Origin of the sequence: Micromonospora sp. U21, assembly GCF_018070045.1 — a bacterium.
Lineage (GTDB): Bacteria > Actinomycetota > Actinomycetes > Mycobacteriales > Micromonosporaceae > Micromonospora.
Genome location: NZ_JAGPYK010000009.1, coordinates 141,148 through 156,099, shown reverse-complemented (window position 1 = coordinate 156,099; position 14,952 = coordinate 141,148). Strand labels below are relative to the sequence as shown.

Genomic DNA, 14,952 nt, shown 5'->3' with positions numbered 1-14,952 from the left:
GACGAGACGTGCCATGCCGAGCGCGTGTCCGCCGGCGGGCGCGGGCAGGCCCGCGGGCCTACGATCGGGCCATGCCGCGGTACGCCCGAGCCGAGCGCGAGGCGCTGGCCGATCTCCTGCTGGCCCTCGGGCCGAACGCGCCGACGATCAACGAGGGCTGGGCGACCCGTGACCTCGCCGCGCATCTGGTGCTGCGGGAGCGCCGCCCGGACGCGGCCAGCGGAATCATGCTGGCCCCGCTGCGCGGGTACGCCGAACGGGTCCGTCGCCGTCTTGCCGCCCGGCCCTACGCCGACCTGGTGGCGCAGGTGCGCCGGCCGCCGGTGTGGAGCCCGGTCAGCAACCCGGTGACCGACGAACTGGTCAACACGCTGGAGTTCTTCATCCACCACGAGGACGTGCGGCGCGCCGGGTCCGGGTGGTTGCCGCGCGATCTGTCACCCGGCCTGCAGGCCGCGCTCTGGAAGCGGGCCGCCCCGCTGGCCCGACTGGTCCTGCGCCGCTTTCCGGCGGACCTGTACGTGCAGGCGCCGGGGTACGGCGAGATCTCCACCGGCCGCGGCGGCGAGCGGCTGCGGGTGGTTGGCGCCCCGGCCGAGTTGGCCCTGTTCCTCTCCGGCCGGCAACGGGTGGCCCGCGTCCAGCTGGACGGCCCGGCGGCGTCCGCGCGACTGCTCCGCAACGCCAGCCTGGGCATGTGACTGTCTGTACTTAAACGGTCACGCTCTCTCCATGGGAAAGCGTCGCGCCCAGCGACGCGGAACGATCCCTTCTCCCGTACGCTTCACCGCGCCGTTCCGCGCCGGTGCGGCACGAGTGGGGGCGTACTATGCGGACTTTCGCGATCTCGGCGCTGCGGGAGCCCCCGTTTCCCGCGGGGCGCCATGAAGCCACGGATCGGGTGGCGGGCGAGAGCGTCGAGTGGGCGCGCGCGTTCGGGCTGATCGATTCCAGCCATCGGGTCCATCGACTGCAGCGTGCCGACGCCGCCGGCCTCGCCGGGCGGGCCTGCCCCGACGGGTCGGCGGACGGGCTGCGGCTGCTCACCGACCTGATCTCCTGGCTCTTCGTGATGGACGACGCCTGCGACGAGGACGGCCTCGGCGCCGACCCGGGCCGGCTCGCCCCGGCGATCGGCACCCTCCTCGACGTGCTGGACCGCTGCGGCGACCCGGACGTCGTACCGCCCGCCGCGGGGCCGCTGGGTGACGCGCTGCACGACCTGTGCCGCCGGACCCGGCTGCACGACCGCCCGGCGCTGCTGCTGCGGTTCGTCAGCCAGGTACGGGAGTACCTGCTGGCGCTGCTCTGGGAGGCGGCCAACCGGGAGCGCCGGCGGGTGCCCGAGGTGGCGGAGTACGTCCAACTGCGCCGACACATCGGCGGCGCGCGCCCCTGCCTCACCCTGACCGAACTGGCGTCCGGTGAGCCACCCGAGCCGGGACGGCACGCCGACCCGGCGCTGGCCGCCCTGGACCTGCTGGCGGTGGACCTGGTCTGCTGGTGCAACGACCTCTTCTCCTACGGCAAGGAGAGCCGGGCCGACCCGGACGCGCACAACCTGGTGACGGTGATCGCCCAGGAGACCGACACGGACGAGCCGGGTGCGCTGCGGGCGGCGGCGGCCCGGTTCAACCAGGGGCTGGCGGCGTACCTGACCGCGGAGGACGCACTGCTGACCAGTGGGGACGAGGGGTTGCGCTCGGCGCTCGCCGCCCGGCGCAACTGGATCCGGGCAACCTACGACTGGTCACTGGTGGCCGCCCGTTACGCCTGATCCGGCCGTACCGGTTGGCGGGACGGGACTCCGGACGATCACCAGGGCTAGCCGATGCCCGGTGACAGGCAATACCCTTCGGTAACCACTATGACGTGACGACCGTCACGCCACCACCCCCGAAGGCGGCTACAGCGATGGCTCTCGATGTCCCGTACCGCTCCATCCCGGACATGTTCCTCAAGCGTGTGGCGGCCACCCCCGACCGGCACGCGTTCGCTTCCCCGGCCCCGGACGACTCGGGCCCCGTCTGGCTGACCTGGCATCAGGTCGGTCAGCGCGCCAAGGCGGTCGCAGCCGGCCTGCACGGCCTGGGCGTCGGCCAGGAGGATCCGGTCGCGATCCTCGCCAACACCCGCCTGGACTGGGTGATCGCCGACCTCGGCATCATGTGCGCCGGCGGGGCGACCACCACCGTCTATCCCACCACCGAGCCGGCGGACGCGACCTACATCATCGCCGACTCCGGTTCGAAGGTGCTGTTCGCGGAGAACCCGGGCCAGGCCGCCAAGATCGCCGGTGCCGACCTCCCCGCGCTGACCCACGTGGTGCTCCTCGACGGCGCCGCCGACGAGACCGCCGCGGTCCCCCAGCTCACGCTCGCCGACCTGGAGGAGCGGGGCACCCGCGCGCTGGCCGCCGAGCCGGACCTGATCGACATGCTCGTGGCCGGCATCGGTCCGGACCACCTGGCCACCCTGATCTACACCTCCGGCACCACCGGCCGGCCCAAGGGCGTCGAGCTGCTGCACGGCGGCTGGTGCTGGGAGGCCGTGGCGCAGGCCGAGGTCGGGCTGCTCCGCGACGACGACCTGCAGTACCTGTGGCTGCCGCTGGCCCACTCGTTCGGCAAGACCCTGCTCTGCGGCGCCATCCACGTCGGCCTCCCCACCTACGTCGACGGGCGGGTGGACAAGCTGGTCGACCTGCTCTCGGTGATCCGGCCGACGCTGATGTGCGGCGCCCCCCGGGTGTTCGAGAAGGTCTACAACAAGGCGGTGACCACCGCGCAGGGCGCCGGCGGCGCGAAGGCGAAGATCTTCGCCTGGGGCGTCCGGGTCGGCAAGGAGAAGGTGGCCCTGGAGCAGGCCGGCAAGCCGGTGCCGGCAGGGCTGAAGCTGCGCTACGGACTGGCGGAGAAGCTCGTGTTCAGCAAGCTCCAGGCCCGCCTGGGCGGCCGGATGCGGGTGCTGGTGTCCGGCGCCGCCCCGCTCAGCCCGGAGATCGCCACCTTCTTCGCCGCCGCGAACCTGCCGATCTCCGAGGGCTACGGCCTGACCGAGACGAGCGCCGGCAACTTCGTCAACCCGCCCTCCGGGCTGCGGATCGGCACGGTGGGCAAGGCGATGGGCGACCTGGAGTGCCGGATCGACACCGACGGGGAGATCCTGGTCCGCGGTCGGCCGGTGATGCGTGGCTACCACAACCTGCCGGAGGAGACCGCCGCCGCGTTCACCGAGGACGGCTTCTTCCGTACCGGCGACATCGGCAGCCTGGACGAGCAGGGCTACCTGCGGATCACCGACCGGAAGAAGGACCTGGTCAAGACCTCGGGCGGCAAGTACATCGCGCCCTCGCACATCGAGGGGATGTTCAAGGCGATCTGCCCGTACACCTCGCAGGCGGTCGTCGTCGGGCAGGCCCGCAACTTCTGCACGATGCTGGTCACGCTGGACCCGGACGCGATTCGGGGGTGGGTGGCCGGCGGCCCGCTGGAGGGCCGTGACTACTCGGCCATCGTCGCCTCGCCGGAGGCCAAGGCGATGGTCGAGGAGTACGTCGCCCAGCTCAACGCCAAGCTCAACCGCTGGGAGACGATCAAGAAGGTGGCGATCCTGCCGCGCGACCTGACCATCGAGGACGGCGAGATCACGCCGTCGTTGAAGATCAAGCGGCGCGGTGTGGAGAGCAACTTCGCCGCCGAGATCGACAAGATGTACGCCGGCACCCTCGCAGAGCTCTGACCGCACCGCCGGTGGTCCCGCACCCGTTCGGTGTGGGGCCACCGGCGTTTCACCCGGCGGCCCGGCCGGGCTCAGGCGATGACGGCGGGCTCCCGCCACCGCTGCCGGCCGGTCCGGTCCAGGTCGTAGCGGACCGCGGCGATCCGCCCGACGGCCTCGACCAGATCCGCGGCGGGCAGGGTGAACGGCAGCCGCAGGAAGCGCTCCAGGGTGCCGTCCAGGCCGAACCGGGGCCCGGGTGCCAGCCGGACACCGACCTCCTCGGCCGCCCGGGCCAGCGCGCTGGAGACCGGGCCGTCCAGTTCGGCCCAGAGCGTCACGCCGCCGCGCGGCACGGTGACCCGCCAGTCCGGCAGCCGGTGCGCCAGCGCGCCGAGCAGCGCGTCCCGTTGGGCGGCGAGCTGGGTGCGGCGGTCCGCGACGATGGCCTTCGCGTCGGCGAGCAGGTGCACGGCGACCAGTTGGTCCAGCACCGGGCTCGCCATGTCCACACCGACCCGGACGGCGGCCAGCCGCTGCACCTGCGGCGCGGAGGCGCGTACCCAACCGATCCGCAGGCCACCCCAGTACGGCTTGCTCATACCGCCGATGCTGACCACCCGGCTGTGTCGGTCGAAGGTGGCCGTCGGCGGGGGCAGCTCGGTGCCGTCCAGCGGCAGGTCCACGAAGGACTCGTCGATGATCAGATCGGTGCCGACGGCGTGGGCGGCGGCCACCACCCGCTCGCGCAGCGACGCCGGCATCAGGTGCCCGGTCGGATTCTGGAACTCCGGGATCAGGTAGGCCAGCTTGGGGCGGGTCTGCCGGAGGCTGCCCAGTAGCAGGTCGGACTCCCAGCCGCCGCCATCGGCGGCCAGGCCGTGAGTGGTGATGCGAGCGCGCCGACCGGCCAGCGCGGCCAGCGCGTTGGGATAGGTCGGGGACTCGACCAGCACGCTGCCGCCCGGGGCCAGGGCGAGTCGCAGCACCAGGTCCAGCGCGTGCTGGGTGCCGCTGGTGACCATGATCTGGTCGGCCGAGGTGGGCAGGCCCCGGGCGGTGTACCCGTCGGCCACCGCCTCGCGCAGCTCGATGATTCCGGTCGGGTGGTAGCCGGCCCCGCCCAGGTAGCGGGGTAGATCCTCGGCGGCCGCGCGGGCGGCGGTCAGCAGTTGCTGCGGGGCGGCCAGCGCGGCCACGCCGAGGTCGATCATCTCCCGGTCGTCCAGGGGGGTCCACAGCCCGGTGCTGGCCACCCGGTGGTTGCCGGGCAGCATGGTCCAGCTGCCGGCGCCCCGGCGGCTGGCCAGGTGCCCGGTCTCGCGCAGCTGCCGGTACGCGGCGGTGACCGTGGTCCGGCTGATCCGCAGCGCCTCGGCCAGCTCCCGTTCCGCCGGCAGTCGGACGCCCAGCGGCAGCCGGCCGTCGGCGAGCAGCCCGCGTACCGCGCCGGCCAGGGCGGCGTAGTCGGGGCTGCGGCGACGACCCGGCAGGGCGTGCCACTGCCCGAGCAGACGGGCCAATTGGACGCCGCGTACCTGACCTGTCATGGCCACTCCTCGGATATTGGCTTCTTCCTCCGGGAGGATTGGCACCTAGGGTGGCATGCATGGCACTGATTGGCAATCTGCGGCACCGGCCGGTGCGACGGCTGACCCAGCTCTACGCCGGGCTGACCCTGTACGGGATGAGCATGGCTCTGATGGTCCGCTCCGACCTGGGCCTCGACCCGTGGGACGTGTTCCACCAGGGGTTGTCCGAGCTGACCGAACTCTCCATCGGCACGGTCACCATCGGGGTCGGCGCGCTGGTGCTGCTGCTCTGGATCCCCCTGCGGCAACGCCCCGGGCTCGGCACGGTCAGCAACGTGGTGGTGATCGGCCTGGTGGTGGACGCCACACTGGCCCTGCTGCCGACCGGCGGCCCGCTGGGCGTCCGGATCGCGCTCCTGACCACCGGGATCGTCGCCAACGGCGCCGCGACCGGCCTCTACCTCGGCGCCCGGCTTGGCCCCGGCCCCCGCGACGGGCTGATGACCGGTTTCGTGGCCCGCCGACCCGGCTGGTCGATCCGGCTGGTACGCACGATCATCGAGGTCGCCGTGCTGGCGCTGGGCTGGCTGCTCGGCGGCACGGTCGGCCTGGGCACCGTCGCGTACGCGCTGGCCATCGGTCCGCTGGCGCAGCTCTTCATCCCGCTGTTCGCGGTGCCCGAAGCGCCCACCGCCACACCCGGACCGCACACCGCCGTACCCGATGCGCCGGCCGCCGCGCCGAACCCGCCGGCCGCCCCGCCCGCGCCGGGGACGGTCGCGCCGGTGATCCCGGCCGGCTGAGCGTTCACCGACGGTCACGGACCGGCACGCGGCGGTGGTGGAGGCGGGCCGGATGGCGGGTGGGTGTTCCCTTCCGCGACGCTCGCCGTCATCATCTCTGCATGGGGGAGAACGGTTGGCGCTGGACCGACGCCTGGATCTTCGTGTCGCTGGTGATCGCGAGCGGGGCCGGGCGGCACCGCCGGTCCGCGACCAGTCGCCGGCCGGAGGGCGTCCGCCTGACCGACGTGCTCTCCACCGCCGACCACCTCAACCACGCGATCCCGCAGCGCCACGAGGTGGAGGCGGCGGTCCGCCGGCTGGTCGGCGCCGGGCTGGTCAGCGTCGCCGACGGCTGGTTCCGGATCACCGCCGAGGGCGAGCAGCTCTGGCGCTCCCGGCCGCGCGCCGGCGTGGCGACCATGGTGGACACCGTGCAGGGCGTGCTGAGCCGCCGGCACGCGCCGGGCAGCGCCGAGTGGAGCCTGGACGAGGCCGACCACGCGGCGGCCGTCCAGGAGTACGCGGTCCGCTCGATTCCCACACCCCGGCGTTCACCGGAGGGTCACTCCGGCGGCCACTGATCGGCCGCGCTCGTCTGGTCGGCCAGGTGAGGCTCAGCGCACCGGATGGCCGCTGCGGCGCAGCGCGTCCTTGACCTCGGCCACGGTCAGCTCGCCGAAGTGGAACACGCTGGCGGCGAGCACCGCGTCCGCACCGGCCCCGATCGCGGGCGCGAAGTGGGCCACCTCGCCGGCGCCGCCGCTGGCCACGACCGGCACGTCCACCACCGCCCGCACCGCGCCGATCAGCTCCAGGTCGAAGCCCGCCTTGGTGCCGTCGGCGTCCATCGAGTTGAGCAGGATCTCCCCCGCGCCCAGCTCGGCCCCCCGCTGCGCCCAGTGCACCGCGTCGATCCCGGTGCCGCGCCGACCGCCGTGCGTGGTGACCTCGAAGCCGCTGGGCGTGCTGCCGGCCGGCGCCCGTCGCACGTCGAGGGAGAGCACCAGCACCTGCCGGCCGAACCGGTCGGCGATCTCGGCGATCAGCTCCGGCCGGGCGATGGCGGCGGTGTTCACGCCCACCTTGTCCGCGCCGGCGCGGAGCAGGGTGTCCACGTCGGCGACCTGGCGGACGCCGCCGCCGACGGTCAGCGGAATGAACACGGACTCGGCGGTGCGGCGCACCACGTCGAGCATGGTGCCCCGGTCGCTGGAGGACGCGGTGACGTCGAGGAAGGTCAACTCGTCCGCGCCGGCCCGGTCGTAGGCGGCGGCCAGCTCCACCGGATCACCGGCGTCCCGCAGGTCGAGGAAGTTGACCCCCTTGACCACCCGCCCGGCGTCCACGTCCAGACAGGGGATCACCCGCACCGCCACCGTCATGCCGCCAGCCTATCCCTCCGTGACACGACGGTGGCCGGCCTGTGTGGCCGGCCACCGTGGGTGCCGTGCGCCCTCGCACACCATGCGTGTTAGGAAGGGGCCCTTCCTATACCGCAGGCGTTAACAGGGGGCCCTTCCTTACACGCGGACGAGCATCTTGCCCAGGTTGTCGCCGCGTAGCAGACCGAGGAACGCCGCCGGGGCGTTCTCGATGCCGTCCACGACCGTCTCGTCGTAGGAGAGCCGGCCCTCGCGCAGCCAGCCGGCGACGTCGCGGACGAACGCCTCGCGCACGTTGCCGTGGTCGCCGACCAGGAAGCCGCGCAGGGTGAGCCGCTTGCCGATGACCAGCGCCAGGTTGCGGGGCGCGGCCGGTGGCTCGGTGTCGTTGTACTGCGCGATCATGCCGCAGATCGCGGCCCGGCCGTGCAGGTTCATCACCGAGATCGCCGCCTCCAGGTGATCGCCGCCGACGTTGTCGAAGTAGACGTCGACGCCGTCCGGGGCGGCCGCCTTCAGCGAGTCGCGGACCGACCCGTCGTGGTAGTCGAAGGCGGCATCGAATCCCAGCGCCCGCAGCCGCTCGACCTTGGCCGGCGAGCCGGCGCTGCCGACCACCCGGCCGGCGCCCCTGAGCTTGGCGATCTGGCCGACCAGGCTGCCGACCGCGCCGGCCGCGGCGGAGACGAAGGCCGTCTCGCCGGGCTTCATCGCGGCCACCTCCAGCAGCCCGGCGTACGCGGTCAGACCCGTCATGCCCAGCACGCTGAGGTACGCGCTGACCGGGGCAAGGCCCGGGTCGACCTTGCGGGCGGCGTTGGCGTCGAGCAGCGCGTACTCACGCCAGCCCAGCCCGTGCAGCACGGTGTCGCCGACGGCGACGTCCGTTGCCTCGCTGGCCACCACCTCGCCGATCGCGCCGCCGTCGAGCGGCGCGTCGAGCGCGAACGGCGGCACGTACGACTTCACGTCGTTCATCCGGCCGCGCATGTACGGGTCGACCGACAGGTACTGGTTGCGGACCACGATCTGGCCCGGGCCGGGCGTCGGGACGCCGGTCTCGACGAGCCGGAAGTTCTCCTCGGTGGGCCAGCCCTGGGGGCGGCTGGCCAGGTGGATCTCACGGTTGCTGGTCACGGGGTGGTCGTCCTCTCGTCCGCGGTCGGGGCCTGGGTCCGCGGCGTCACGCGGCCAGGGACTCGCGGACGGCCAGCGCGACCTCGATGTTGCCGCGGGTGGCGTTGGAGTACGGGCAGACCTGGTGGGCCTGCTCGACCAGCTGCTCGGCGGCGTCCCGGGGAACGGCGGGCAGGTCGACGACGAGCTGCACGGTGAGCCCGAACCCGCCGCTGCCGTTCGGGCCGATGCCCACCTCTGCGGCGACGACCGAGCCGGTCACGTCGGCCTTGGCCCGGCGGGCGACCAGCCGCAGCGCGCCGTGGAAGCAGGCCGCGTAGCCGGCGGCGAAGAGCTGCTCGGGGTTCGCGGCGCCACCGGCGCCACCCATCTCCTTCGGCACGGCCAGGTCGAGCGTGAACGTGCCGTCGGAGGTCTCGACGTGGCCGTCCCGGCCGTCGCCGCTGGCCGTGGCGGATGCGGTGTAGAGCACCTGCATGATGGTCACTGCTCCTTCTGTCGATGGATGGTGCCGGTGACCTGGGTGAGGGTGTCGCGCAGCGCGACCAGCTCGGCGATGTCGAGCCCGGTGGCCCGGGCGATCTGCAGCGGGACCTCGTCCACCTGCTGCCGCAGTGCCCGGCCCTGCTCGGTGAGGCCCACCTCGACCCGCCGCTCGTCGCGCGCCGACCGCCGCCGCACCACCAGGCCCGCTCCCTCCAGCCGCTTGAGCAGCGGCGAGAGCGTGCCGGAGTCCAGCCGCAGCTCGGCGCCCAGCTCGGAGACCGTGGGGGCGTCGTCGGGACGCTCCCAGAGCACCAGCAGCACCAGGTACTGCGGGTAGGTCAGCCCGAACCGGTCGAGGATCGGCCGGTAGACGTCGGTCAGGGCGCGCGACGCGGCGTAGAGCGCGAAGCACACCTGCCGGCGCAGCACCAGGTCATCGGTCACCGTTGGACCGTAGCCCACAATTAAATTGTGCACAACAGATCTGGCCGGAAAGCGGCCATGACGACGGTCACCGCCGGTCCGCGTGCACCGCGAGGAAGGCCGAGCACGCCTCAGCGGTCGGCGAGGTACGCCTCCAGCTCCACCTCGACCAGGTGCTCCGGATCCAGCAGGCCGGCCACCACCACCAGCGTCGCCGCCGGCCGGACCGCGCCGAAGACCGCGTTGTGCGCCCGGCCCACCTCGTCGGCGTGCAGCCGATCGGTCACGTACATCCGGGTCCGGATCACGTCACCCGGCTCCGCACCGACCTCGGCGAGCGCGGCCAGCCCGATCCGCAGCGCCTGCGCGGTCTGCGCGGCCGGGTCCCCCACGTGCACCACCCGGCCGTCCACGGTGGCCGTGCAGCCGGCCGTCCACGCCAGGTCGCCGGCCCGGACCACCCGGGAGTAGCCGTACCGCTGCTCCCACGGACCGCCCGAGCCGAGCCGCGTGAGAGTCACGCCTCGGCCAGCGTCCGCAGCGCCTCGGTCACCGTGAAGGCGCCCGCGTAGAGCGCCTTGCCGGCGATCACACCCTCCACCCCGAGCGGCTCCAGGGTGGACAGCGCCCGCAGGTCGTCCAGCGTGGACACGCCGCCGGAGGCGATCACCGGGGCGTCCGTGTGGCCGCACACCTCGCGCAGCAGGTCCAGGTTCGGCCCGCGCATGGTGCCGTCCTTGGTGATGTCGGTGACCACGTACCGGCTGGCACCCGCCTTGTCCAGCCGCTCCAGCACCTCGTACAGGTCACCGCCGTCACGGGTCCAGCCACGCGCGGAGAGGGTACGGCCACGCACGTCCAGCCCGATGGCGACCCGGTCGCCGTACTCCCCGACCACCCGGTCGCACCAGACCGGGTCCTCCAGAGCCGCGGTGCCGATGTTCACCCGGGCCGCCCCGGTGCCCAGCGCCGCGCGCAGCGACTCGTCGTCCCGGATGCCGCCGGAGAGCTCCACCTTCACATCGAGCTGGCGCACCACCTCGGCGAGCAGGTGCGCGTTGGTGCCCCGCCCGAACGCCGCGTCCAGGTCGACCAGGTGGATCCACTCGGCGCCGTCGCGCTGCCAGGCCAGTGCGGCGTCCAGCGGGTCGCCGTAGATGCTCTCGCTACCGACGGCGCCCTGCACGAGCCGGACGGCCCGGCCGTCGGCGACATCCACGGCGGGTAACAGGGTGAGGCTCACGTCTTCTCCTCGATCAGGTACGACGGTCCAGGGCGATCACCACGATCGCCGGCAGTACGAGCAGCAACAGCACGATCAGCGCGATACGCAACGCCAGATCGTCGACGAACGTCCAGATCAGGATCAGCGCCGCCCCGGTGAGCAGCACGATCGCGGCACGCTCGCGCCGGGTGTGCCGGGCCAGCCGACCGGACCGGCCCCGCCGCAACTGCGGCGTCAACCGGCGGACCACCGCCCGGCGGCGCTGCCGGCGGGCCACCCGGCGCTGCCGGACCGCCCGCTCCCGGGCCTGCTCGGCCTCGCGTTCGGCCCGGCGACGCGCCCGCTCCCGGCTCACCGCGACCCCCGCCGGGCGGGCGCCGGGCGGCGACGACGCTCAGCCACCGCTGGGCAGTGTGGCGAGCCAGTTGCGCAGCAGCGCGGCACCGGTGTCGGCGGACTTCTCCGGATGGAACTGGGCCGCCGAGAGCGGACCGCGCTCCACCGCGGCGACGAAGTCGGTGTCATGGTGGGCCGTGGTCACCGTGGCGCCGGCGGCGGCCAGCGCCGCCGGGTCACCCATCGCATACGAGTGCACGAAGTAGAACCTGCTCTGCGCCGGCATGCCGGCGAAGAGCACCGAATCCCGGGGCGACCGGACCGTGTTCCAGCCCATGTGCGGCAGCCGGGTGGCGGCCAGTCGGGTCACCCCGCCGGGCAGCAGCCCGAGCCCCTTGGTCACCACACCGTGCTCGTCCCCGTGCTCGAAGAGCACCTGCATGCCCACGCAGATGCCGAGCACCGGTCGGCCTGCGGCCACCCGTTCGGCGATCACCGGGCCGGCGCCGAGCGCCTCGATCCCGGCCATGCACGCCGCGAAGGCACCCACCCCCGGCACCACCAGACCGTCGGCGGCGGCCGCGGCGGCGAGGTCGTCGGTCACCCGTACGTCCGCGCCGGCGGCGGCCAGCGCCCGCTCCGCGGAACGCAGGTTGCCCGAGCCGTAGTCGAGCACCACGACGCCGGTCATGAGCCCGACTCCGGCAGCAGCCAGAGCACCCCGCCGACGGTGGCCAACACGGCCAGGAGCGCGGTGACCACCACCGCGCTCTTCGGCGCGCCCTGCCGGTACAGCGACCAGACGCCGCCCACCAGCACCCCGGCCAGGATCAGCAACAGCGTCGGCAACGCCGCACCCATCAGTGCCACCTTCCATTCGCGACTGCGGGGCTCCGCTGCGCTGCACTCCTCGCGCTCATCAGAGGGCTCCCTTCGTGCTCGGGATCGCGCCCGCCGCCCGCGGGTCGATCGCGGTGGCCTCGCGCAGCGCCCGGGAGACCGCCTTGAACTGCGCCTCCGCCACGTGGTGCGCGTCCGGGTTACCGCCCGGCCGGGCCGCCCGCAGCACGTCGACGTGCAGGGTGATCCGGGCCGCCTGGCCGAAGGACTCCCAGATGTGGCGGGTCATGCTGGTCGGGTACACCGGGCCGATGTACGGCGCCAGCGCCGGCTCGTCGTGCACCACGTACGGTCGGCCGGACAGGTCCACGGCGGCCCGGACCAACACCTCGTCCATCGGGACGGTCGCCGAGCCGTACCGCCGGATGCCGGCCTTGTCGCCGAGCGCCTGGTCGAACGCGGCGCCCAGAGCGAGCGCGGTGTCCTCCATGGTGTGGTGGGCGTCGATCTCCAGGTCGCCGACGGTGCGCACGGTCAGGTCGTAGCCGCCGTGCCGGGCGATCTGGTGCAGCATGTGGTCGTAGAAACCGACACCGGTGCTGATCTCGGCCGTGCCGGTGCCGTCGAGGTCGATCTCGACGAGGACCTTGGTCTCCTTGGTGATCCGCTCCACCCGGGCGGTCCGACTCATCAGAATGTCTCCATCGCAGAAAGGAACGCGTCGGTCTCGGCGGGGGTGCCGGCGGTGACCCGCAGCCAGCCGGGCAGGCCGACGTCGCGGACGAGCACACCGTGCGCGAGCAGTGCGCGCCAGGCGGTGGCCTGGTCGCCGCCCACCTCGAAGAGCACGAAGTTGGCGTCGCTGTCGGCCACCCGCAGCCCGCGACCACGCAACGTCGCCACGATCCGGTCCCGCTGCGCCATGATCGCGCTCACCGTACCGAGCAGGGCGTCGCGGTGGGCCAGTGCCGCGCGGGCGGCCGCCTGGGTCAACGCGGAGAGGTGGTACGGCAGCCGGACCAGTTGCACCGCCTGCACCACCGCCGCGTCGGCAGCCAGGTAGCCCAGTCGCCCGCCGGCGAAGCCGAACGCCTTGCTCATCGTCCGGGTCACCACCAGCCGCGGGTGCCCGGGCAGCACGGCGAGGGCGCTGACCGTGCCGGGCCGGGCGAACTCGGCGTACGCCTCGTCGACCACCACCATGCCGGGCGCGGCGTCGAGGACCGCGGCGACCACCGCCGGGGCCAGCACGGTGCCGGTGGGGTTGTTCGGCGAGCAGAGGAAGACCACGTCGGGCCGGTGCTCGCGGACCTGGGCCACCGCCTCGTCGGCGGTCAGCCCGAAGTCGACGCCGCGCCGGGCCGGCACCCACCGGGTGCCGGTGCCGAGCGCCAGCAGTGGGTGCATCGAGTACGCCGGCACGAAGCCGAGCGCACTGCGGCCTGGACCACCGAACGCCTGGAGCAGCTGCTGCTGGATCTCGTTGGAGCCGTTGGCCGCCCACACCTGCTCGACGGTGAGCCCGTGCCCGAGGTACCCGGCCAGGTCGGCGCGGAGCGCCACCGCGTCCCGGTCCGGGTAGCGGTTCAGCTCGCGCAGCTCGGCTGCGAGCGCCTTGCCGATCGCGTCGGCCACCGGCTCCGGCACCGGGTAGGAGTTCTCGTTCGTGTTCAACCGCACCGGCACGTCCAGCTGCGGCGCGCCGTACGGCGACAGCCCGCGCAGGTCGTCGCGGATCGGCAGGTCGTCGAGCGAGGTCACGCCGATCCCCCCGGGAAGCGGGCCCGGACGGCCTGGCCGTGCGCGGGCAGGTCCTCCACGGTGGCCAGGGTGACCACGTGCGGGGCCACCTCGCGCAGCGCGGCCCGGGAGTACTCGATCAGGTGGACGCCGCGCAGGAAGGACTGCACGGACAGCCCGGAGGAGTGCCGGGCGCAGCCGCCGGTGGGCAGCACGTGGTTGGAGCCGGCGCAGTAGTCGCCGAGCGACACCGGCGACCAGGCGCCCACGAAGATCGCCCCGGCGTTGCGCACCCGCAGCGCCCACTCACGGGCGTCGACGGTCTGGATCTCCAGGTGCTCGGCCGCGTACGCGTCGACCACCCGCAGCCCGGCCTCGAGGTCGTCGACCAGCACCACGCCGCTCTGCTCGCCGGTCAGCGCGGTGGTCACCCGCTCGGTGTGCTTGGTCGCCGGCACCTGCCGGGCCAGCTCCCGCTCGACCGCCTCGACCAGCGCCAACGACGGGGTGACCAGCACGCTCGCGGCGAGCGGATCGTGCTCGGCCTGGCTGATCAGGTCGGCGGCGACGTGCGCCGGGTCGGCGGTGTCGTCGGCCAGGATGGCGATCTCGGTGGGCCCGGCCTCGGCGTCGATGCCGACGACACCCCGCAGCAGCCGCTTGGCGGCGGTCACCCAGATGTTGCCCGGGCCGGTGACCAGGTCGACCGGCTCGCAGCGCGCCTCACCCGCCGGATCCACCGCCGCGCCGTACGCCAGCATCGCCACCGCCTGAGCGCCGCCCACGGCGTAGACCTCGTCGACGCCGAGCAGCGCGCACGCGGCGAGCACCCGGGGGTCGGGCAGGCCGCCGTTGTCCTTCTGTGGCGGGCTGACCACCACCAGCGAGCGCACCCCGGCCGCCTGGGCCGGCACCACGTTCATCACCACCGTCGACGGGTACATGGCCAGGCCACCGGGAACGTAGAGACCGACCCGGTCGACCGGCAGCCACCGCTCGGTGACCGTGCCGCCAGGCACCACCTGGGTGGTGTGCTCGGCACGCCGCTGGTCGGCGTGCACCCGGCGGGCGCGGGTGATCGACTCCAGCAGCGCCGCGCGCACGTCCGGGTCGAGCACCCCCTCGGCCTCGGCGATCGCCTCGACCGGCACCCGCAACACCTCCGGGGAGACGCCGTCGAACCGCTCACTGGCCTCCCGGATCGCCGGGTACCCATGCTCCCGGACCGCCTCAACGAGCGGCCGGATCCGCTCGACGGCGACCGACACGTCGAGCTGGGCACGGGGCAGCAGGCGGCGCGGGTCACCGAGACCATTGCGCAGGTCGATCCGATTCAGCACCCTTGC

At 73.6% G+C, this 14,952-nt stretch carries 18 protein-coding genes; 5 read left to right on the top strand and 13 right to left on the bottom strand.

The features are described from left to right. Positions 1-71: 71 nt before the first annotated feature. The 3 genes from KBX63_RS15005 to KBX63_RS14995 all read left to right on the top strand — a co-directional run bounded on the left by KBX63_RS15005 (position 72) and on the right by KBX63_RS14995 (position 3,741). A complete protein-coding gene (locus KBX63_RS15005; RefSeq protein ID WP_210911678.1) occupies positions 72-701 on the top strand; it encodes a TIGR03085 family metal-binding protein in 630 nt (209 codons plus the stop codon). Positions 702-901: 200 nt separating this feature from the next. Next, positions 902-1,777: a terpene synthase gene (locus KBX63_RS15000; protein ID WP_307871721.1), complete on the top strand. Its 876-nt coding sequence runs from the start codon at positions 902-904 to the stop codon at positions 1,775-1,777. Between the two features lie 137 nt (positions 1,778-1,914). Continuing rightward, positions 1,915-3,741, top strand: coding sequence for a long-chain fatty acid--CoA ligase (locus KBX63_RS14995; protein ID WP_210911674.1), 1,827 nt, complete (start codon positions 1,915-1,917; stop codon positions 3,739-3,741). Positions 3,742-3,812: 71 nt separating this feature from the next. Here KBX63_RS14995 and KBX63_RS14990 read toward each other — a convergent pair whose 3' ends face one another. After that, positions 3,813-5,270 (bottom strand): PLP-dependent aminotransferase family protein, encoded by a 1,458-nt coding sequence (locus KBX63_RS14990; RefSeq protein ID WP_210911672.1) that lies wholly within the window; start codon positions 5,268-5,270, stop codon positions 3,813-3,815. A 59-nt stretch (positions 5,271-5,329) separates the two neighbouring features. Between KBX63_RS14990 and KBX63_RS14985 the strand changes: the two genes are divergently transcribed. Continuing rightward, positions 5,330-6,055, top strand: a complete 726-nt coding sequence (locus KBX63_RS14985; RefSeq protein ID WP_247662366.1) for a YitT family protein — start codon at positions 5,330-5,332, stop codon at positions 6,053-6,055. Between the two features lie 101 nt (positions 6,056-6,156). Further along, positions 6,157-6,618, top strand: coding sequence for a hypothetical protein (locus KBX63_RS14980; protein ID WP_210911670.1), 462 nt, complete (start codon positions 6,157-6,159; stop codon positions 6,616-6,618). Between the two features lie 33 nt (positions 6,619-6,651). Here KBX63_RS14980 and hisF read toward each other — a convergent pair whose 3' ends face one another. The 12 genes from hisF to hisD all read right to left on the bottom strand — a co-directional run bounded on the left by hisF (position 6,652) and on the right by hisD (position 14,946). Continuing rightward, a complete protein-coding gene (hisF, locus tag KBX63_RS14975) occupies positions 6,652-7,419 on the bottom strand; it encodes an imidazole glycerol phosphate synthase subunit HisF (RefSeq protein WP_210911668.1) in 768 nt (255 codons plus the stop codon). A gap of 138 nt (positions 7,420-7,557) precedes the next feature. Beyond that, entirely contained in the window at positions 7,558-8,556 is a 999-nt protein-coding gene (locus tag KBX63_RS14970) for an NADP-dependent oxidoreductase (protein WP_210911666.1), read from the bottom strand. 46 nt (positions 8,557-8,602) lie between these two features. Then, entirely contained in the window at positions 8,603-9,034 is a 432-nt protein-coding gene (locus tag KBX63_RS14965) for an organic hydroperoxide resistance protein (RefSeq protein WP_247662427.1), read from the bottom strand. A gap of 5 nt (positions 9,035-9,039) precedes the next feature. Beyond that, positions 9,040-9,486 (bottom strand): MarR family transcriptional regulator, encoded by a 447-nt coding sequence (locus KBX63_RS14960; protein WP_210911662.1) that lies wholly within the window; start codon positions 9,484-9,486, stop codon positions 9,040-9,042. A 110-nt stretch (positions 9,487-9,596) separates the two neighbouring features. Then, positions 9,597-9,986, bottom strand: coding sequence for a RidA family protein (locus KBX63_RS14955; RefSeq protein WP_210911654.1), 390 nt, complete (start codon positions 9,984-9,986; stop codon positions 9,597-9,599). Further along, entirely contained in the window at positions 9,983-10,708 is a 726-nt protein-coding gene (gene priA / locus KBX63_RS14950; RefSeq protein WP_210911652.1) for a bifunctional 1-(5-phosphoribosyl)-5-((5-phosphoribosylamino)methylideneamino)imidazole-4-carboxamide isomerase/phosphoribosylanthranilate isomerase PriA, read from the bottom strand. The genes KBX63_RS14955 and priA overlap by 4 nt, the downstream gene beginning before the upstream one ends. A 13-nt stretch (positions 10,709-10,721) precedes the next feature. After that, positions 10,722-11,045: a hypothetical protein gene (locus tag KBX63_RS14945; protein WP_210911651.1), complete on the bottom strand. Its 324-nt coding sequence runs from the start codon at positions 11,043-11,045 to the stop codon at positions 10,722-10,724. Positions 11,046-11,084: 39 nt separating this feature from the next. Continuing rightward, entirely contained in the window at positions 11,085-11,717 is a 633-nt protein-coding gene (gene hisH, locus KBX63_RS14940) for an imidazole glycerol phosphate synthase subunit HisH (protein ID WP_210911649.1), read from the bottom strand. Beyond that, positions 11,714-11,887 carry a hypothetical protein gene (locus KBX63_RS14935; protein ID WP_199723348.1) on the bottom strand — a complete coding sequence of 58 codons (174 nt, stop codon included), beginning with the start codon at positions 11,885-11,887 and terminating at the stop codon, positions 11,714-11,716. The genes hisH and KBX63_RS14935 overlap by 4 nt, the downstream gene beginning before the upstream one ends. Before the next feature lie 58 nt (positions 11,888-11,945). After that, positions 11,946-12,557, bottom strand: a complete 612-nt coding sequence (hisB, locus tag KBX63_RS14930; RefSeq protein WP_210911647.1) for an imidazoleglycerol-phosphate dehydratase HisB — start codon at positions 12,555-12,557, stop codon at positions 11,946-11,948. Then, positions 12,557-13,627: a histidinol-phosphate transaminase gene (locus KBX63_RS14925; protein ID WP_210911645.1), complete on the bottom strand. Its 1,071-nt coding sequence runs from the start codon at positions 13,625-13,627 to the stop codon at positions 12,557-12,559. Before KBX63_RS14925 ends, hisB begins: the two co-directional genes overlap by 1 nt. After that, positions 13,624-14,946: a histidinol dehydrogenase gene (gene hisD / locus KBX63_RS14920; protein ID WP_210911638.1), complete on the bottom strand. Its 1,323-nt coding sequence runs from the start codon at positions 14,944-14,946 to the stop codon at positions 13,624-13,626. The genes KBX63_RS14925 and hisD overlap by 4 nt, the downstream gene beginning before the upstream one ends. Positions 14,947-14,952 lie beyond the last annotated feature (6 nt).